Origin of the sequence: Paralimibaculum aggregatum (assembly GCF_030270585.1) — a bacterium.
GTDB classification, from domain to species: Bacteria; Pseudomonadota; Alphaproteobacteria; order Rhodobacterales; family Rhodobacteraceae; genus Thermohalobaculum; species Thermohalobaculum aggregatum.
This window is the reverse complement of sequence record NZ_BSYI01000066.1, coordinates 1-19,318: the sequence shown is the minus strand read 5'-3', so window position 1 is coordinate 19,318 and position 19,318 is coordinate 1. Positions and strand designations below refer to the sequence as shown.

Annotated in this window: 15 protein-coding genes and 1 tRNA gene; 8 read left to right on the top strand and 8 right to left on the bottom strand. The window is 74.1% G+C overall.

Features of this window, described 5'->3' with window-relative positions:
• Positions 1-1,786: 1,786 nt before the first annotated feature.
• From tig to QSJ97_RS23225, 3 genes are all read right to left on the bottom strand, one after another.
• The gene (gene tig / locus QSJ97_RS23235) at positions 1,787-3,151 is read right to left on the bottom strand and encodes a trigger factor (protein WP_285674816.1); all 1,365 of its coding nucleotides are present in this window, start codon (positions 3,149-3,151) and stop codon (positions 1,787-1,789) included.
• Between the two features lie 108 nt (positions 3,152-3,259).
• Positions 3,260-3,344: transfer RNA gene (locus QSJ97_RS23230), tRNA-Leu, on the bottom strand.
• Between the two features lie 216 nt (positions 3,345-3,560).
• Entirely contained in the window at positions 3,561-5,252 is a 1,692-nt protein-coding gene (locus QSJ97_RS23225; RefSeq protein WP_285674815.1) for an NAD(P)H-hydrate epimerase, read from the bottom strand.
• Between the two features lie 354 nt (positions 5,253-5,606).
• Here QSJ97_RS23225 and QSJ97_RS23220 point away from each other — a divergent pair, with 354 nt between their 5' ends.
• The 3 genes from QSJ97_RS23220 (at position 5,607) to QSJ97_RS23210 (ending at position 8,246) form a co-directional block, all read left to right on the top strand.
• Positions 5,607-5,945, top strand: coding sequence for a P-II family nitrogen regulator (locus QSJ97_RS23220; RefSeq protein WP_285674814.1), 339 nt, complete (start codon positions 5,607-5,609; stop codon positions 5,943-5,945).
• Positions 5,946-6,033: 88 nt separating this feature from the next.
• Positions 6,034-7,443 carry a type I glutamate--ammonia ligase gene (gene glnA / locus QSJ97_RS23215; RefSeq protein ID WP_285674813.1) on the top strand — a complete coding sequence of 470 codons (1,410 nt, stop codon included), beginning with the start codon at positions 6,034-6,036 and terminating at the stop codon, positions 7,441-7,443.
• Positions 7,444-7,610: 167 nt separating this feature from the next.
• Complete coding sequence (locus tag QSJ97_RS23210) at positions 7,611-8,246, top strand: hypothetical protein (RefSeq protein ID WP_285674810.1); 636 nt, start codon at positions 7,611-7,613, stop codon at positions 8,244-8,246.
• A gap of 31 nt (positions 8,247-8,277) precedes the next feature.
• Here the strand turns inward: QSJ97_RS23210 and QSJ97_RS23205 are convergent, their stop codons facing one another.
• The 4 genes from QSJ97_RS23205 to QSJ97_RS23190 all read right to left on the bottom strand — a co-directional run bounded on the left by QSJ97_RS23205 (position 8,278) and on the right by QSJ97_RS23190 (position 11,706).
• The gene (locus QSJ97_RS23205; protein ID WP_285674808.1) at positions 8,278-9,153 is read right to left on the bottom strand and encodes a penicillin-binding transpeptidase domain-containing protein; all 876 of its coding nucleotides are present in this window, start codon (positions 9,151-9,153) and stop codon (positions 8,278-8,280) included.
• Positions 9,154-9,268: 115 nt separating this feature from the next.
• Complete coding sequence (locus QSJ97_RS23200) at positions 9,269-9,400, bottom strand: hypothetical protein (protein ID WP_285674807.1); 132 nt, start codon at positions 9,398-9,400, stop codon at positions 9,269-9,271.
• Positions 9,401-9,973: 573 nt separating this feature from the next.
• Entirely contained in the window at positions 9,974-10,786 is an 813-nt protein-coding gene (locus tag QSJ97_RS23195) for a phosphate/phosphite/phosphonate ABC transporter substrate-binding protein (RefSeq protein ID WP_285674804.1), read from the bottom strand.
• Positions 10,783-11,706 (bottom strand): fatty acid desaturase, encoded by a 924-nt coding sequence (locus tag QSJ97_RS23190; protein ID WP_285674802.1) that lies wholly within the window; start codon positions 11,704-11,706, stop codon positions 10,783-10,785. The genes QSJ97_RS23195 and QSJ97_RS23190 overlap by 4 nt, the downstream gene beginning before the upstream one ends.
• A gap of 137 nt (positions 11,707-11,843) precedes the next feature.
• Here QSJ97_RS23190 and QSJ97_RS23185 point away from each other — a divergent pair, with 137 nt between their 5' ends.
• The 3 genes from QSJ97_RS23185 (at position 11,844) to QSJ97_RS23175 (ending at position 15,656) form a co-directional block, all read left to right on the top strand.
• Entirely contained in the window at positions 11,844-12,680 is an 837-nt protein-coding gene (locus QSJ97_RS23185; RefSeq protein WP_285674800.1) for a helix-turn-helix domain-containing protein, read from the top strand.
• 149 nt (positions 12,681-12,829) lie between these two features.
• Entirely contained in the window at positions 12,830-15,253 is a 2,424-nt protein-coding gene (locus tag QSJ97_RS23180; protein ID WP_285674797.1) for a GcvT family protein, read from the top strand.
• Positions 15,254-15,260: 7 nt separating this feature from the next.
• Entirely contained in the window at positions 15,261-15,656 is a 396-nt protein-coding gene (locus QSJ97_RS23175) for a cytidine deaminase family protein (protein WP_285674796.1), read from the top strand.
• Between the two features lie 362 nt (positions 15,657-16,018).
• On the opposite strand, the gene QSJ97_RS23170 is transcribed toward QSJ97_RS23175, so the two are convergent.
• Positions 16,019-16,666 (bottom strand): methyltransferase domain-containing protein, encoded by a 648-nt coding sequence (locus tag QSJ97_RS23170; RefSeq protein ID WP_285674794.1) that lies wholly within the window; start codon positions 16,664-16,666, stop codon positions 16,019-16,021.
• A gap of 599 nt (positions 16,667-17,265) precedes the next feature.
• Between QSJ97_RS23170 and QSJ97_RS23165 the strand changes: the two genes are divergently transcribed.
• Together QSJ97_RS23165 and QSJ97_RS23160 are read left to right on the top strand one after the other, a co-directional pair.
• Positions 17,266-18,453, top strand: coding sequence for a metallophosphoesterase family protein (locus QSJ97_RS23165; RefSeq protein WP_285674791.1), 1,188 nt, complete (start codon positions 17,266-17,268; stop codon positions 18,451-18,453).
• The coding region (locus tag QSJ97_RS23160; protein ID WP_285674790.1) for an AAA family ATPase at positions 18,450-19,318 on the top strand (869 nt) is incomplete at its 3' end. The genes QSJ97_RS23165 and QSJ97_RS23160, both read left to right, overlap by 4 nt.

The window sequence follows — 19,318 nt, the reverse complement described above, 5'->3', positions numbered from 1 at the left end:
GCAGCCCGCCACCCGCATCCCGGCGCCTGTGCCCCGGTGCCGGCGGCCCGGTGCCGCCCGGCGAGGCCCTCCACCCGGTTAGGTCCCGCGCCCGCAACCAGCCGCCCGCAGCCAGCTACCCGGCAAGGCCCCGCACCTGCAGCCAGCCGCCCGCATCCCGGCGCCGACGGCCCGTTGCCGGCGGCCCGGCACCTGCGGCCCGGCGCCTGCGGCCCGGCGTCTGCGGCCCGGCGCCTGCGGCCGGGCGTCTGCGGCCCGGTGCTCGCCGCCCGGTGCTCGCGGCCAGTCGCCGGCTGCCTGGTGCCAACAGCCCGGTCCCGGCAAGCCAGTGGCAGCGGTCCGGTTCTCGCGGCCAGCCGCCCGCAGCCAGTCGCCAGCGGCCCCGCGCCATCGGCCCCACGCTCGCAGTTCGATGCTATCGGCCCGGCGTTGGCAGTCCGGCCCCTGCGGCCCAGTGCTGACGGTCCGGTGGCGGCAGACAGTCGCAGCCGCTGCCCGGAGGGCGCGTCTGGCTCGATGGCAACCAGGTCCGGGATCGGCCCGGCGCCCCGGTTCCGAAATCCGATCCCATCGCGCCGCCGAGCCGCCCGGCGAGGCCGACCCCGCGCCCGGACCGGATGGAGAACGGCACCTGCCCGCCGCCGCCGCCGTTCACTGGCCCGCCATTGCCGCCAACGAGAGCGCGGACCACGTCCGACGAGGCGCCACGGACCCGGATGGCCATGCCGTTCTCGCCAAGGCGCTCAAGGCCGGCCGCAGCTCGAGCCGGTCCAAGCCGCCGGCGGGTCCGCAGTGCAGGGAGCATGGCCGCCGAACTGGCCCAAGCGGCCAGCTCGATGCCCGCCGCCGCGGTCGCCGCGGCAGCGCATCGGCTCGCCGCTGCCGCCGCCGAGGGCGGAGGACACGTCCGGGGAGGCGCCACGGATCGGGATGGCGATGCGGTTCTGGCTGCGGCGCTCAAGGCCGGCCGCAGCTCGTGTCGGCCGCAGCGGTCGGCGGGGCCGCGGGCTGCGAGCGTGGCCGCCGCGCAGCTACGGGGGCCGCGCGAAGCCCGGCGTCGCTGTGGTCTCGGCAGCGCACCGGCTCGCGGTTGCCGTCGCCGATAGCAGGAAGCACGTGGCGGGAGGGCGTCCTGGATCGGGACGGCGATGCGGCCTCGCCGGGGTCTTCGGGGTCGGCCGCCAGGTCGAGCCGCCCGGAGCGGTCGCCGGTGCTGAAGGGGGCGAGCGTCGCCACCGGGTTGTTCCGGGCGGGCAGCGCGATGCCCGGCGGCGCGGTGGTCGCGGCAGCGCACCGGCTCGCCGCTGCTGCCGCAGAGGGCGGGGAACACGTCGCGGGAGGCGTCATGGATCGGGATGGCGATGCGGTTCTTGTCGGGGGGGCTTGGGGCCGGCCGCCTGCTCGTGTCGGCCGTTGCCGTCGGCGGGGGGGCAGGGCGCGCGCGTGGCTGGCGCGCTGTCAGGGGCTGTCGGCACGATGCTCGGGGGTGTGTCGGGGGATCGGTGCGGGCGGGAGGGATGCCCTTTGCGGCACTGCCTGGTGCGGCGTCCCGGAGTGCGATCTCGCGGATCGGGAAGCGCGGAGCGGGGCCGGGGGCGGCGGAGGCGGGAGGCGGCGGGGCGGTGGCAGGCGCCGCCGCCAGCGCGATCTTCCCGCAAGACAGGAAAAGGGGCGCCGCAGATCGCCGCGCCCCCAGGCGTCTCGCATCATCGGAACGGCGCCACCAGGGCGGCGCCGGCGGGAGGGCACGGACCCGCGGGGTGCGGGTCCGGCGCCGCGCGGCGCGTCAGGCCTCGGCCTTCGCCTCGCCCTTGACGGCCTCGCCGTCCTCCTCGTCCAGCGCCTCGAGCTCGGCCTGCAGCGCGTCCTTGGAGACCGAGACATCGGTGATCGTCACCTTCTCGAGGATCAGGTCGACGACCTTGTCCTCGAACAGCGGCGCGCGGATCTGCTCCATGGCCTGGCGGTTGCTCTTCACGAACTCGAAGAACTCGCGCTCCTGGCCGGGATACTGCCGCGCCTGCTGCATCACCGCCTGGCCGATCTCCTGCTCGGTGACCTCGACGGCCTCCTTGGTGCCGATATCGGCGAGCAGCAGGCCGAGGCGCACGCGGCGCTCGGCGAGGCGGGTGTGCTCCTCGGTGGCCTCGATCGCCGGATGGTCGTGGCCATGCACGTCCGGGTTCTCGTCGTGCCAGAGCTGGTGCGCGATGGATTTCGCCTCGGCCTCGACCAGCGTCGGCGGCAGCTCGAAGCTGACCAGCTCGTCGAGCTTGTCGAGCAGGCGGCGCTTCACCAGCTGGCGCGAGGCGCCGGCGAACTCGTCGCCGATCCGCTCGCGCAGCTGGGTCTTCAGCGCCTCGAGGTTCTCCGCGCCGTAGCGCTCGGCCAGCGCGTCGTCGATCTCCGCCGGCACCGGCCCGCGGACCTCCTTGACGGTGACATCGAAGACCGCGTCCTTGCCCGCCAGATGCGGCGCGCCGTATTCCTCGGGGAACTTGACCTCGACCGCCTTCTCGGCGCCGGCCTCGAGCCCGACGAGCTGCTCCTCGAAGCCCGGGATGAAGGAGTTCGAGCCGAGCACCAGCGGGTAGTCCTCCGCGGTGCCGCCCTCGAAGGCCTCGCCATCGACCTTGCCGACGAAATCGATCACCGCCTGGTCGCCGTTCTCGGCCGCGCCTTCCTTCGGCTCGTAGCCGGTGGCGCTCTCGGCAAGGCGCTTCAGCCCGTCCTCGACCGCATCCTCGTCGACCTCGACCACGTGGCGCTCGAGCGCGATCGCGGCATAGTCGACCTCCGGCACCTCCGGCAGGCAGTCATAGGCGATCTCGACCGTGAGATCGTCGCCCTCCTGGAAGTTCTCGTTGGCGATCTTGATGTCGGGCTGCTGCGCCGGGCGATGGCCGGTCTCGGTCAGATGCGTCTGCACCGTCTGCTCGACGGTCTCCTGCACCACCTCGCCCAGCACCGACTTGCCGAACATCCGCTTCAGCAGCGGCAGCGGCGCCTTGCCCTTCCGAAAACCCTTCATGTGGAAATCGGCCCGCACGGTCTCGAGCTTCTCGTTGGTCTTCGCCTCGAGCGCTTCGGCGCTGACCACGACCGAGTATTCCCGCCGCAAGCCTTCCGATTTGGTTTCCGTTACCTGCATTCCGTTCCCCGTCTGCCCGATCCGCCGGGACATTGCGTCGTCCGTCCTATGGTCGTCCTGCCGGCGCCCGTCGCGAAAGGCCCCCGGGGCTCGCGGCCCGGCCTCCGCTGGTGCGGGCGGAGGGACTTGAACCCCCACGCCTTGCGGCATCAGAACCTAAATCTGACGTGTCTACCAGTTCCACCACGCCCGCAAATCGGCGGCAGCGCCGCGAAGCCGCCGCCCCTATACCAGCGCGTTTTCGCTCCCGATAGAGCAAATCGCACAAGGGTAGCGCAAGGGGCAGATCGACTTTCCGCCCCAGCGTAACGCAGTCTTGGCCCTCGCGCGGCGGCCGGCGGGCCCCGGCGCGGTGATCGCGGCGGCTCCGGCGGCGCCCGGCCGCGGGCTGATTCGCGCCGCGTCCGACTCAGAGGCCGAGGCGCCGGAACACCGCCGGCAGCGCCTCCGGCAGGTCCTCGGCGATCAGCCCCGGGCCGACGGTCAGCGCCGCCTCGGTGTGCAGCCAGGCGGCGGCGGCGGCGGCGGCATGGGCCGCCATCCCGCGGGCCATCAGGCCGGCGACGATCCCGGCCAGCACATCGCCGGCCCCGGCCGTGGCGAGCCAGGGCATGGCGCGGCGATAGGCGGCGGAATGCAGCGCGGCCCGGCCGTCCGGCGCGGCGACAACGGTGTCCGGCCCCTTGAGCAGCAGCACCGCGCCGGCGCGCGCCGCCGCGGCGCGGGCGGCGTCGAGCTTCGAGCGGGCCGGCCCGCGCGCCGCCGGCGCCCGCCAGTCGCGGTGCAGGTCCGGGAACAGCCGGGCAAACTCGCCCTCATGGGGGGTCAGGACGATGTCGCGCCCGCCCGGCAGCGCCGCCGTGACCGGGCCGAGGGCGGTCAGCGCATCGGCATCGAGCACGATGGCGGGGCGGCCCGTCGCCGGGCCTGCCACGGTTTCCGCCGCGGTTTCTGTCGCGGTTCCCGCCGCCGGGCGCCCGGCATCGCCGAGAAGCGCCGCGACGAACCCCCGGGCCCGCTCGACCCCGAGCCCCGGCCCGAGGCAGAGCACGTTGATCCGCGCATCCTCCAGCGCCGCCGCCAGCGCCGCCGGGTCGGCGACGGGGCGCAGCATCACCGCATCGAGCCGGGCGGCGTTCTCGATCAGCGCCGCCGGCGGGCAGCCCAGCGTCACCAGCCCGGCGCCGGCCCGCAGCGCCGCCCGCGCCGCCAGCCGGGCAGCCCCGCCGCGGCCGACGCCACCGGAGAGCACCAGCGCATGGCCGTGGTCGTATTTGTGCCCCGGGCGCTTGGCGAGCGCGTGCTCCGCCGCCAGCAGCGCCGGCTCCGCGCCCTCGCCGAGATCGAAGAGCAGCGTCTCCGGTTCGGCCCCCGCCCCCGCCTTCGCCTCGGGCAGGCCGATATCCGCCACCGCGAGCCGGCCGCAATGCGCCGGCCCCTCGGCCAGGTGATGCCCGCATTTCGGCAGGTGGAAGCTGACCGCGAGATCGGCATGCAGCGCCGCGCCGAGCACGCGCCCGCTGTCGGCGCAGATCCCGCTCGGGATGTCGACGGCGACCACCCGCGTGCCCGCGAGCGCCGCGTCGAGCGCGCCGAAGAGCGCCGCCAGCGGCCCGTCCACCGGGCGGCTGAGCCCGGTGCCGAAGATCGCGTCGATCACGAGATCCGGGGCGAATTCGGCGAACCAGGCCTCCGGCGCGGCCGGGCAGGCCCGCACCGCGCCGCCCGCCGCGCGCCAGCGCCGGGCATTGGCGGCGGCATCGGGCGGCAGGCGGTCGAGCGCCTCCGGGTCGAGCGCCACGGTGAGCACGACGACATCCGAGCCGGCCTCGGCGAGCAGCCGGGCGATCACGAAACCGTCGCCACCATTGTTGCCGGGGCCGGCGAGCACCGCGACCCGCGCCGTCTCGGCCCGGAAGAAGGCCGGGAAGTCCGGGTCGTCGGCGCCCTCGGGGGAGAAGCCCGCGGCGAGCCGCTCCTCGATCGCCGCGACCACGCCGGCGCCGGCGCGCTCCATCAGCTCGAGGCCGGTGACCGCGCCGCTGGCGATCGCGGCCGCTTCGATGCTGCGCATCCGGGCGGCGGTGAGTAGCTCGGTCATGGCGGGACTCCCAAGGCTCCGGGTTTTCTAGCGCGACCCGCCGCCTGCGGGAACGCGGCATCGCGGCCGGCCCCGGTGGCGACGAGCTGCCGGCGCCGGAGCAGGCCCGGCGCCGGCGCCGGAGCGGGGCAGGGCGGCGTTGCAGCGCAGGCTGCGCACAGTTCTTGGGCAAGATGCCCATTCCGTGTTCAGATGGGCGGTGCAATCGGGGGCGTTCGCTGGCGGACGCCCCGGCCCGACGGGGAGTTTCCGGCGCGCCCCGCTTTGGCACGGTGCATGCATCAGCGCTTCGAGCCGCCTCCCGCCGGAGCGCGGGCCGAACGACAGCGCCGCAGGTGATAGGGAGACCATCAGGTGAAAAAAGTCGAAGCCGTCATCAAGCCCTTCAAGCTCGACGAGGTGAAGGAGGCGCTGCAGGAGATCGGCATCCAGGGGCTGAGCGTCCTCGAGGCCAAGGGCTTCGGGCGCCAGAAGGGCCATACCGAACTCTATCGCGGCGCCGAATACGTCGTCGACTTCCTGCCCAAGGTGAAGATCGAGGTGGTCGTCGACGACGGGCTGCTCGACCAGACCCTCGAGGCGATCACCTCCGCCGCACGCACCGGCAAGATCGGCGATGGCAAGATCTTCGTCTCGAGCGTCGAGCAGGCGGTGCGCATCCGCACCGGCGAGACCGGCTCGGACGCCCTCTGAGATTTCCCGGCCGCAGCCGCGCGCCGGGCCCCGGATACCCCCGAAATCCTCCGAACACCGACCCCAGACAGTGAGAAGGGACGCCAGAATGACCAGCAACGCCGATATCGTCGCAAAGATCAAGGAAGAGGACATTGCCTATGTGGATCTCCGCTTCACCGATCCGCGCGGCAAGATGCAGCATGTGACGGCGATCTCCGACATCGTCGACGAGGACTGGCTGGAAGACGGCTACATGTTCGACGGCTCCTCGATCGCCGGCTGGAAGTCGATCGACAAGTCGGACATGAAGCTGATGCCCGATGTCAGCACCGCCTATGTCGATCCGTTCTATGCCGAGAAGACGCTGGCGATCTTCTGCACCGTGGTCGAGCCCGACACCGGCGAGCTCTATGACCGCGACCCGCGCGCCACCGCGATCAAGGCCGAGCAGTACCTCAAGAACAGCGGCATCGGCGACACCTCGTTCTGGGGCCCGGAGGCCGAGTTCTTCCTGTTCGACGATGTGCGCTTCCAGGTCGGCATCAACAAGGTCGCCTACGAGGTCGACGCGCAGGACGCCTCCTGGAACACCGACACCGAGTTCGAGATGGGCAACATGGGCCACCGGCCCGGGCTCAAGGGCGGCTACTTCCCGGTGAACCCCACCGATGCCGGCCAGGACATCCGCTCCGAGATGCTCTCGACGATGAAGCGCATCGGCATGAAGGTCGACAAGCACCACCACGAGGTGGCCTCCTGCCAGCACGAGCTGGGGATGATCTTCGGCACGCTGACCGAGCAGGCCGACGCGCTGCAGAAGTACAAGTACGTGATCCACAACGTGGCGCATGCCTACGGCAAGTCGGCCACCTTCATGCCGAAGCCGATCAAGGGCGACAACGGCACCGGCATGCATGTCAACCAGTCGATCTGGAAGGACGGCAAGCCGCTCTTCGCCGGCGACCAGTATGCCGATCTCTCCGAGGAGGCGCTGTTCTACATCGGCGGCGTGCTGAAGCATGCCAAGGCGCTGAACGCCTTCACCAACCCCTCGACCAACTCCTACAAGCGGCTGATCCCGGGCTTCGAGGCGCCGGTGCTGCTGGCCTATTCGGCGGCCAACCGCTCGGCCTCGGTGCGCATTCCCTGGACCGACAGCCCGAAGGCCAAGCGCGTCGAGACCCGCTTCCCGGACCCGGCCTCCAACCCCTATCTCGCCTTCGCGGCGCTGCTGATGGCCGGCCTCGACGGCATCAAGAACCGCATCCACCCGGGCGAGGCGGCGGACAAGGATCTCTACGACCTGCCGCCCGAGGAGCTCGCCGGCATCCCGACCGTCTGCGGCAGCCTGCGCGAGGCGCTCGGCGCGCTCGAGGCGGATCACGACTTCCTGCTCGCCGGCAACGTCTTCACCCGTGACCAGCTCGAGGGCTACATGGAGCTGAAATGGGAGGAGATCTACGCCTACGAGCACACCCCGCACCCGGTGGAGTTCCAGCTCTACTATTCGGTCTGATCCCAGTCCGACACCTCCCCTGACCGGGATCCAAGCTGGGGGCGCTTCGGCGCCCCCTTTTTTCATGCCTGAAGCGTTTTCTGCGGAAACAGTCCGGGATTGACGGCACGGCGCGGCCGGCGCACCGTGAGCAGCTTTCACGCACATTCATTCAGGATAGCATTTCCATGATCGGGAAATTTCTGCCGGTGGCGCTCGCGCTGCCGCTGCTCGGCGGCTGCGCCACCATCACCCGCGGGGCGAGCGAGGATGTCCGGTTCGTCTCCGACCCGCCCGGGGCCGCGGTCACCACCACCACCGGCGCCGGCTGCACCACGCCCTGCGAGATCAGCATCGCCCGGCGCGAGACCTTCACCGCCACCTTCCGGATGGAGGGGCGGGAGGAGCGCGTTTTCGTCGATACCGTGGTCGCCGGCGGCGGCGCGGCGGGGGTGGCGGGAAACCTCCTGTTCGGCGGGCTGATCGGCATCGGCGTCGATGCCGCCACCGGCGCCGCGCTCGACCACGTGCCCAATCCGGTGCGCGTGGCCTTTGCCGGGCTGCGCCCGCCCGTCGTGCCGGAGGCGCCGGGTCCGGCCGCCGCTTCCGGGCCGGGCGGGCCGGCCGGGCCGGTCGCCGAAGCGGTGCCGGCACCGCAGGACCGGCCGCGGGACGGCGGGCCGGCGCTCACCGAGGGCGCGCCGCTCGATGCCTTCACCGCGGACCAGCTCGCCGCCTATTGCCGGCAGGACTGGGAAATGCGCGTCGCGGCGGACGGCCGCACGGAGTACAACCCCTGCCGGATGCCCACGGCCTTCCGGTAGCGCCCGGAGGCCGCGGCTGCCCGGCCGCCGCTCAGTCCCCGAGCCCGGCCGCCAGCGCCGGGAAGCCGGCGAGCCAGGCCGCGCGCACGCGCCGGCCCGGCGCGCCCGGGCGGCGCCCGGTTTCGCGCCCGAGCCGGGCAAAGGCCAGCCGGCGCCCGCCGCGCTCGGCCCGGCCGACATACCAGCCCCAGGCGCGGGCGCGGTCGACGCTGCCGTCGCCGCGGCGCCGGTAGGCCGCGCCGGTCTTGCCGCGGATCAGCCAGCCCTCCGCCGCGGCATGGGTCTCGAGGAGCGCGGCGGCCCGGCTCATCGCCGCCGCCGCCGCCGGCGCCGGCAGCCGCCCGGTCGCGAGCCTTCCGAGAAAGCCGACCTGCTCCAGCGGCGAGACCGCGAGCGAGGAGGCGATCCAGGCCCGCCCGAGCCCGTTGCGGCGCCCCGGATCGCCCGTGAAGTCGGCGTTGCCATAGCCGAAGGCGCGGGCGCGTTCGGTCAGCCGGGCGGCGCCGAGCCGGGCGGCGATGCGCTGCGAGTACCAGACCACGGAATGGCGCATCCGGTGCGCCAGGTCGGTCGGCGCGCGCCAGGCCGGGCCGCCCCGGTCCGGCTCGCCCGGGCGGCGATGCCAGACCGGGCGCTGGGCATCGGCGAGGATGCCGGCCTCGAAGCCCATCACCGCGAGCGGGATCTTGAAGGTGGAGGCGGGGGTCACGCGGGCGGCGCAGTCGCCCGCCGCGCGCAGCACCGCGCCGCTCGCGGCATCGGCGATGGCGGTGCAGACCACCTCGGCGCGGCCCGGCAGGGCGGCAAGAAAGGTGAGGACCAGCGCCAAAGCAGGGAGCAGCGCACGGGGCAGGGCACGGGCCGGGGCTCGGGCCAGGGCGCGGGGCAGGGCGGCGCGGCATCGCATCGGGGGCTCCTTCCGGGGTGGCGGCGGCACCCGCATGGCGCGCCGGCCGGCAACGCAAAAGGGCCGCCCTGCGGCGACCCTTGCGGAGCTCTCCCCGTCGCGGCGGACAGGCTGGCTAGCGGCCGGCGAGGAAGGCGCGCAGCGCGTCGTCGGTGACGCCGGCATCGCGCAGCTCGGCGCGGTGGAAGGCGATCAGGGCCGAGCGGTCGTCGGACCGGCGAAGGGCATCGAACAGGTAGCGGATCATCGTCGGGTCTCCTCTGGCGACAGGGTGCATTGCTCCGTTGGGCGCCAGTTATGCAGGACCCGGGCGGTTGAGAATTGCCGGTTTCACATGGGACCCATGCAGAATCGGACTGCCTCGGCGCCGCCCCGCACGGCGCCGCGCGCGGCAATGCGCCGAAACGCAGCCCCCCTGTGACGAACGGCACAGACGATTCCACCGCACATGCCTATTTATGGGACATGAAGCGCTGGACAGGAAACCGGGCGGCCCCAAGGCGGGCGATGCAGCTCCGGCAAGGACAGGGCCCCGCTGTGTGTGTGTAGGGGCAGGGTCCGCATCGCGTGCCGCAGCGCCGCGTGACCGACGGGGTTGTCCCTCCCCCAGGTCGGACGCGGACTGTCGCCCGCCCGGTCGGTCCAGCCAGACATCCGGTCCGTTGCGCCACAAGCGGCCCGGATGACCAGAGCCGGTCGAGGCGTTTTCCCCCAACCCCGCCTTGGCCGGCTCACCACCGTTCCGCGGCTCCGCCGCAATCCTCCCGCGCCATCCCCCCCGCGCCGCCCTCCCGTGCCGTCCTCCCGCGCCGCCCGCCGTTCAGTGGGGCGGGCTCGGCAGGCGGTGAACGGCGTGGGCGGCGGCGAGGCGGGTGCGGATCACGTCATAGGTCTCGGGCCGGGTGTGCACGATGCCGGTGAGCAGCAGCGCGTCGCGGGTCGGCGCCGGCAGCGCCGCGATGGCGGCCTCGGCGGCGGCGAGCAGCACCGGCAGGTGCCGCCGCTGGCCGGAGATGTATGGCAGCCCCGGCATCGGCGCCGACCAGGCGATCACCCGGAGCCGCGACACGATCCGGTCATAGCGCTCGGCCAGCGCCCAGGTCACCCCGTCGATCGCCGCGAGATCGGCGCCGCCGCGCGCCACCGCCTCCATCGAGGCGGCATGCGAGCCGGTGATCATCGCCTCGGAAAAGAACTGCCCGCCGCGCACATGGGGCGCCACCTCGTGCATCAGCGCGCCATAGCCCGACTGGCTGTCGCGGGCGTTGATCGCGACCCGGGCGCCGGCCAGCGCGCCGAGATCCGCCGCCGGATTGTCGGCGCGCACGATTAGGGCGCTGCGGTACTCGCCCGGCGCGACGCCGTCGATGGCATAGGCGGGCGTGCCGATCAGCCCGACCCGGCGGGCCAGCGCGCTGGCATAGGGCAGGCCGCAGGTCTGGCCGAAGACCAGCTCCGGCGCGCTCCAGACCAGGCGCAGCGGCTTGTCGCGGGTGAGCACCTCGGGGGCATCGATGCCGCGGTCGCGGATCGCCTCGCGCAGGAGCCGCCAGAGACGGTCGGTCTCCGGCTCGAGCTCGCGCCGGTCGTACATCGGGAGAATGGCGAGCCCCCGATCGGCCCCCCGCCTCATTCTTCGAGCGGATGGAGCGGATGCGCAACGGGATCTTTGCGGCGGAACAGATGCCGTCTGAAGATGTCCATGTATGAGCGATAGACGTAGCCGTCGTTCATCTGGAGGTACCGCGCGCGCCGGGATTCATACAGTTCCGGAAGCTTATACCAGGCAAGTGCCGGATGGCCATGATGAACAGCGTGGAGATTGTTGTTCAGGAATACGAACGCCAGCGGCCCGCGATCCTCGATGATGACCGAGCGGCCGCGCGCGGCGAGATGGGCCCGGTGCTCGAGGAAGGTGCGGATCTTCAGGATGCCGAGGCCGAGATAGGCGAGGGCGAGATAGGCCGGCCACGGGATCGTGCCGACCGCCCCGAGCCAGAGCGCCACCGGCACGAGCGCGGCGCCATGCAGCGCCCAGGCCCGCAGCACCCCGCGGTCGCCGGCCAGCGCGGCGCGGATGTCGCCGTGCAGGAAGCAGGCGAGGGAGATCGCGGGGCCGAGCAGGATGCGCCCGGCCAGCGTGTTGTTCGCGGTCAGCAGCAGGCGCAGCGCCGAGGGCAGGCGCGCCCAGGCCGCCGGCGCGAGATAGTTGCTCTCCGGGTCGTCATAGGGATCGGTCAGCCGCTCGTCGACGTGATGCGCGAGATGGCTGTCGCGGAACCGGCGATAGGGGATGAAGAGCCCGATGGCGGGAAACACCAGCGCCTCGTTGAGCGCGGCAGAGGGGGTGGGGTGGCCGTGCAGCACCTCGTGCTGCAGCGAGGAATGCAGGGCGATGCAGAGCACCACCAGCGGCCAGGCAAGCCAGGGGGCCCACGGCGCCGTGCCGGCCAGCGCCGTGGCGCCGCACCAGAGCCCGGTGACGCCGAGGATCAGGAGGATCGTCGGCCATTCGGGGGTCTCGCTGGGGCGGGGCAGGCGGGGCTGCGTCATGCCATCAGTTAGCGCCCGCAGCATGATCTGCGACAGTGCGAGAGATTGCACGCGGATGCGATGATTTGCATCGGTTATGCGGAAAGTGTAGTGAACTCACCCATATCCGCGTGAATTCACGGAAGGAGTGCCCGGGAATGGACAAGCGCGCGCTCGCGGGGCTTTTCCGCCGCCGCCTCGGCGAGCTGATCGAGGCCCATGGCCACGGGCTCTCGGGCTTTGCGCGGGCCACCGGGCTCGACCGCTCGGCGCTCGGGCAGTTCCTCGACCCCGGGCGCGACCGGCTGCCGCGGGCCGAGACGCTGCGCCAGCTTGCCGAGGCGCGGGGGGTCTCGGCCGACTGGCTGCTCGGCCTCGCCAACGTGCCGGAGGGCGGGCAGGAGATCGCCTCGAGCGTCGCCATCGAGACCGAGCTCGGCGAGGTGGGCGAATCGCCGCTGGCGCGCTGGCAGCGCGAGGCCGAGGGCGGCAAGATCCGCTACGTGCCCTCCTCGCTGCCGGACCTGTTCCGCCTGCCGGGGCTTGCCGACCCTGCGGTGGAGCCGGCCCGGGCGACGGCGCGCGCCGCCCATGCCGCCGGGCTGGTGGCCGATGCGCGGCTGCGCGACACCGATGTGGAGATCTGCATGGGGCGGCAGGCGCTGGAGAACCTGGCGGCCGGCCTCGGCATCTGGGAGCTGGTGCCGGCGGAGGGGCGGCGCCGCCAGCTGCTGCACATGGCGGCGGAGAGCGAGCGGCTCTATCCGGCGATCCGGCTGCATCTCTTCGACGGGCGCCGGACCTATTCGCCGCCCTTCACGGTGTTCGCGATGAAGCGGGCGGCGCTCTATCTCGGGCGGCGCTATCTCGTGGTGACCGGGGCCGAGCAGGTGCGCGGGCTGGCGCGGCATTTCGACGAGCTGGTGCGCGAGGCGGTGGTGCCGCCGCACATCGTGCACCGGGTGCTGAAGGCGCTGGCCGAGCGCACCACCTGACCCGCGCCGCCGGCGCGCGGGAAAGACGTTCAGGCGGCGGCGCGCCCTCGCCATGGCAGCAGCCGCGCCGCCGGCGCGCGGGAAAAACCCTTGGCGCGGCGGGCCGGCTCCGCTTAGCTCGCGACAGGCAGGCAAGGCAGGAGGCGGCGATGCGGAGCCATGTGCGGGTTGCGGTGATCGGGGGCGGCGTGGTCGGCGCCTCGGTGCTCTATCACCTGACCAAGCTCGGCTGGTCGGACGTGATGCTGATCGAGCGCTCGGAGCTGACCTCGGGCTCCACCTGGCACGCCGCCGGGGGCTTTCACACGCTGAACGCCGACACCAACATGGCGGCGCTGCAGGGCTACACGATCCGGCTCTACCGCGAGCTGGAGGCGCTGACCGGGCTCTCCTGCGGGCTGCACCATGTCGGCGGGCTGACGCTGGCCTCGGACCGCGACCGGCTCGACTTCCTGCGCGCCGAGCGGGCCAAGCACCGGGTGATGGGGCTGGAGACCGAGATCGTCGGGCCGGAGGAGATCGCCCGGCTCTCGCCGATCACCGACACCACCGGCGTGCTGGCCGCGCTCTACGACCCGCTCGACGGGCATCTCGACCCCTCCGGCACCACCCAGGCCTATGCCGCGGCGGCGCGGGCGGCGGGCGCCGAGATCGTGCTGCGCACGCCGGTGCTGGAGACCCGGCCGCGGGCCGACGGGAGCTGGGACGTGGTGACCCATGCCGGCACCGTGGTGGCCGAGCACGTGGTCAACGCCGCCGGGCTCTGGGCGCGCGAGGTCGGCCGGCTCGCCGGCGTCGAGCTGCCGCTGCACCCGGTGGAGCACCAGTATCTGGTGACCGAGGAGACCCCGGAGGTCTACGAGCGCGACGCCGAGCTGCCGCATGTGATGGACCCCGAGGGCGAGAGCTATCTGCGCCAGGAGGGCCGCGGGCTGGTGATCGGCTTCTACGAGCAGGACATGGATCTCTGGGCGGTGGACGGCACCCCGTCCGGCTTCGGCCACGAGCTGCTGCCGGACAATCTCGACCGCATCGGCGAGAGCCTCGCGCTGGCCTTCCGCCGCTATCCGGTGCTCGAGCGGGCCGGGATCAAGCGGGTGATCAACGGCCCCTTCACCTTCGCGCCCGACGGCAACCCGCTGATCGGCCCGGTGCCGGGGCTGCGCAACTACTGGTCCGCCTGCGGGGTGATGGCGGGCTTCTCCCAGGGCGGCGGCGTCGGCCTGGCGCTGGCGCAGTGGATGGTTGAGGGCGAGCCGGAGCGCGACGTCTTCGCCATGGATGTCGCGCGCTTCGGTGACTGGGCGAGCCCGGCCTATACCCGCGCCAAGGTGCGGGAGAACTACCAGCGGCGCTTCTCGGTCTCCTATCCCAACGAGGAGCTGCCGGCGGCGCGGCGGCTCAACACCACCCCGGCCTACGGCATCTGGGACGCGCAGCGCGCGGTCTTCGGCGTGGCCTATGGCATGGAGGCGGTGAACTACTTCGCCGAGGCGGGCAGGCCGCGGCATGAGACGCCCTCGTTCCGCCGCTCCGACGCCTGGGAGGCGATCGGCGCCGAGTGCCGCGCGGTGCGCGAGGCGGTGGGGATCAACGAGATCCACAATTTCGGGAAGTACCTCGTCACCGGCCCGCGGGCGCGCGACTGGCTCGACCGGATCATGGCCGGGCGCATCCCCCCGCCCGGGCGCCTCGCGCTCAACCCGATGCTGTCGCCGAAGGGCCGGATCATCGGCGATTTCACCGTGAGCTGCCTGCCCGGCGAGGGCCCTGAGCGCTTCATGCTGACCGCGAGCTTCGGCGCGCAGGCCTTCCACATGCGCTGGTTCGAGGCGCATCTCGAGGCGGGCGTCGCGGTCGAGAACGTCTCGACCCGGCGCCTCGGCTTCCAGATCGCCGGGCCGCGGGCCAGGGAGCTGCTCGGGCGGGTGGCGCGCGGCGATGTCTCCAGCGCGGCGCTGCCCTTCCTCGGCGTGGCGGAGCGCGAGATCGGGCTGGCCCGCGCGCTGGTGCAGCGGGTGAGCTATACCGGCGATCTCGGCTACGAGATCTACGTGGCGCCGGAGGAGCAGGTCGGGCTCTATCACGCGCTCGCCGAGGCGGGGGCGGATCTGGGCCTGCGCCCGTTCGGCATGCGGGCGATGATGTCGCTGCGGCTGGAGAAGGGCTTCGGCTCCTGGATGCGCGAGTTCCGGCCCGACTACATGCCCGCCGAGACCGGGCTCGACCGCTTCACCGCCTATGCCAAGGCGGCCGATTTCATCGGCAAGGCGGCGGCGCTGGACGAGCGCGCGCGCGGGCCGGCGCGTCGGCTCTGCACGTTCCACGTGGCGGCGGAGGATGCCGATGCGCATGGCGACGAGCCGATCTTCGCGGGCGAGGCGGTGGTCGGCGCGGTCACCTCGGGCGGCTATGCGCACTGGGCGGAGACCTCGGTGGCCATCGGTTTCCTGCCGGTCGGGCTGATCGCGGAGGGCCGCGAGGTCGCCATCGAGATCCTCGGCCAGCGGCGCCCGGCGGTGCTGCGTTCGCGCCCGCTCTTCGACCCCGACGCCGAACGGCTGCGCGGATGAGCCGGCGATGAGCGATGCCGAACTGATTGCCGCCGCGGCGGCGGTGGTGCGCCGCCGGCTCAGCCACAAGGTCGAGATCGGGCAGGTGGGCGCGGCGGTGCGCGGCGCCTCGGGCACGATCTATCCCGGGGTCTGCATCGATGCGCCCTGCGGCGTCGGCTTCTGCGCCGAGCATGCGGCGATCGCGGCCATGGTCACCGCGGGGGAGACCCGCATCCTCGCCGCCGTGGCGCTCGACGAGGCCGGCGGCGTGCTGCCACCCTGCGGGCGCTGCCGCGAGTTCATGATGCTGCTCGACACCGGCAATGCCGAAGCGCGGATCCTGCTGCCGGGCGGCCGCGCGGCACCGCTCGCCGAGCTCTGCCCGGAGCACTGGCTCGCGGTCTACCGCAATTCTCGCTGAGGGCGTCGGCCGGGGCGGCGGGCCAGCAGCCGCACCACCTCGGCCGGGTCCTGGTGGCGTGCGCCCTCGTCGGGCACTGTCCGGAGCCTTGGCTCGCGGTCTGGCGCCATGCCCGCTGAGGGCGTCGGCCGGGGCATCGGGCCAGCAGCCGCAGCACCTCGGCCGGGCCCTGGTGGCGTGCGCCCTCGTCGGGCTCTGCCCGGAGCACTGGTTCGCGGTCTGGCGCAACGCCCGCTGAGGGCGTCGGCCGGGGCGGCGGGCCAGCAGCCGCACCACCTCGGCCGGGCCCTGGTGGCGTGCGCCCTCGTCGGGCACTGTCCGGAGCACTGGTTCGCGGTCTGGCGCAACGCCCGCTGAGGGTATCAGCCGGGGCGGCGGGCCAGCAGCCGCACCACCTCGGCCGGGCCCTGGTGGCGCGCGCCCTCGTCGAGCAGCACCGCGCCGGCGAGCGCCTCGACGATCTCCAGCCCCGCCGCCGCCGCGGCGAGGTCCTCCTGCCGGTAGCGCTTGTCCTGGTCGTCCGGCCCCATGGCCGGCCGGCCGGCCACCGCGGCGAAGCCCTCCACCAGCAGCCAGCCGCCGGGGGCCAGCGCCCCGGCCGCGAGCGCCAGCGCCCGCCGGCGCAGCGCCCCCGGCCCCTGGAGATAGAGCAGCGTCGCGAGGTCCCATGCCGCGCCCGCAGGCGGCGCCCAGGTCTCGAGATCGGCGACGATGCGCATGACGCTGCCGCCGCCGGCCGCCGCCGCCCGGTCGCGCGCCGCCGCCCGCCGGGTCGCCTCCGCCGAGATGTCCAGCGCTGTCACCGCGAGGCCGCGGCCGGCGAGCCAGGCGCCGTTGCGCCCGTCGCCATCGGCGAGCATCAGCGCGCTGCGCGGCGCGACCCCCGGCCGCGCCAGCGCCATCTGCATCCAGGCATTGGGCGCGCCGCCGAACGGCCCTTCCGGCCCGGCCGCGGCATAGCGGGCATCCCAGCGCGCGGCGACGCCTCCGGCTCCGCGATCGGTTTCCATCCCGGCCTCCCCTCGTTGCGCCCGCAGGCTGCCCCCGCATCCTTGCCCGCCACCCGGCGCCGCAGGCTGGCCCTGCCGCCCGGCGCCGTAGGCTGGCCTCGCCGCCCGACGCCGCAGGCTGGACCTGCCGCCCGGCGCCGCATGTTGGCCCCGCCGCCTGGCGCCACAGGCCGGCCCCGCCGCCTGGCGCCACAGGCCGGCCCCGCCGCCCGGCGCCGCAGCCTGGTCCCGCCACCCGGCGTCGCAATCTGGCCCCGCCACCCGGCGTCGCAATCTGGCCCTGCCGCCCGGCGTCGCAGCTTGGCCCTGCCGCCCGGCGCCGCAGGCTGGCCTCGCCGCCAGGCGCGGCAGGTCGACCCCGTCGCCCAGCGCCGCAGGCTGGTTCCGCCGCCCGGCGCCACAGGCTGGTTCCGCCGCCCGGCGCCGAAGGCTGGCCCTGCCGCTCGCTGCCGCAGCCTGACCCCGCCGCCCGGTGCCCGGTGCCCGGTGCCGCAGCCTAGCCCCGCTGGCGGCCGGGCGAAAGCCGGCTTCCCCGACATCCCCGTTGATCCGCGCCCGCAACCGTGCTTGCTTCTCCTCCCCCGTCTCCGGAGAGCCGCATGCAGCGCATCCTCCACAGCTCCGACTGGCATCTCGGCAAGCCCTTCGCGGGCTTCGAGGGCGATCTGCCCTCGCGCCTGCGCGAGGCCCGCCACGGGGTGATCGGCCGGCTCGCCGCCGAGGCCCGCCGCAGCGGCGCGCGCCTCGTGCTGGTGGCCGGCGACATCTTCGATGCCGAGACCCCGGCGCCGCAGGTTCCGGCCCAGGCGCTCGCCGCGATGGCGGAGGCGGCGGACCTCACCTGGGCGCTGCTGCCCGGCAACCACGACCCGGCGCGCCCCGGCGGGCTCTGGGAGCGCATCGCCGCCGACCGTCCGGGCAACCTCGTCGCGCTGACCGAGGCGGCGCCGGTCGAGGCGCTGCCCGGGCTCTGGCTGCTGCCGTCGCCGCTCGGCAGCCGCGATCCGGGCCGCGACCCGACGCTCTGGATGGACACGGCCGAGACCCCCGAAGGCGCGCTGCGCGTCGGCATCGCCCATGGCGCGGTGCACGAGTTCGACACCGGGCGCGTGCACAGCGCCGCCATCGCGCCGGATCGCCCGGCCCGCGCCGGGCTCGACTATCTGGCGCTGGGCGACTGGCACTCGGCGCTGCAGGTCGGCCCGCGGGTCTGGTACAGCGGCACGCCCGAGCCCGACCGCTTCGGCCTGCCCGGCGCCGGCTCCTGCCTCGCCGCGGCGCTGCCCGGCGGCGGCGGCGTGCCGGAGGTCGAGCGGGTGCCGGTCGCGCGCTTCGCCTGGATCGAGGCCGAGGAACGTCTCGCCCCCGGTGCCGGCGCGGCGGCGGAGACCGAGATCCTGCGCCATCTGCCGGAGGGCATGGCCCGGCGCGACGTCCTCCTGCGGCTCGCGCTGACCGGCCGGGCGCGGCTGCCCGATCGCGCGGCCTGGGAGGCGGCGGCAGAGCGGCTCGCCCCGGCGCTGGCGCGGCTCGAGCTCGATCTCGCGGGCCTCGAGATCGCCGTCGAGGCGGAGGATCTCGACCGCATCGGCCGCGGCGGGGCGCTGCGCGCGGCGGCCGAGACTCTGCGTGCCGAGGCCGAGGATGCGGCGCTCGATGCGCCCGCCCGGCAGGCCGCGCGCGAGGCGCTCGACATGCTCTATGGCTGGTGCGTCGAGGAGGAGACCGCGACCGGGGAAACCGACACCGGGGAGACCGCCGGGGGCGCTGCGGGAGGCGGGCGATGAGGCTGCGTGCGCTGCGGGTCCACGATCTGCGCCGCTTCGCCGGCCGGGGCGTCGCGCTCGACGGCATCGCCGACGGGCTCAACCTCTTCGCCGAGCCCAACGAGACCGGCAAGTCCACCCTGTTCGACGCGCTGCAGGCGCTGGTCTTCCTGCCGCATGGCTCGAGCCGCAAGGAGGTGCGCGAGCTCCGGCCCTATGCCGGCGGCGCGCCGCGGATCGAGGCCGAGATCGAGACCGCGGAGGGCCGCTTCCGGATCGAGAAGCGCTACCTGAAGGGGGCCTTCGCGCGGGTGACCGATCTCGCCCGCGGACGCGAGCTGCGCGCCGACGAGGCGGAGGGCTGGATCGCCGAGGTGATCGGCGCCGGCGGGCAGGAGGCCGGCCCCGCCGGGCTGCTCTGGGTGCGCCAGGGCGCGTCGGGCGAGCTCGAGGGCGGCGGCAGCGCGCGGGCGGAGGCGCTCGAGGCGGTGGTCGCCGAGGAACTCGCGGTGCTCACCGGCGGGCGGCGCATGGCCCGGATCGAGGCGCGGCTGCGCGACCGGCTGGAACAGCTCGTCACGCCGACGGGGCAGGCGCGGAAGGGCGGCCCGCTGGCCGAGGCCGAGGCGGCGCTCGCCGCGCTCGAGGCGGAGCTCGGGGCAGAGACCGCCCGGCTCGAGGAGCTGCAGGCCGATCTCGACGCGCTGGCCGGGGCCGAACGGCGCCTGGCCCGGGCCGAGGACCCGGAGGAGCGGGCCCGGCTCGAGGCGGCGCTTGCCGAGGCGCGGGAGCGCCAGCAGAAGGCGCGCGAGCAGGCGGCCGCGCGGGACGGCGCGGCGACCGATCTCCGCCTCGCCGAGATGAAGCGCCGGGCGGCGGCGGAGGC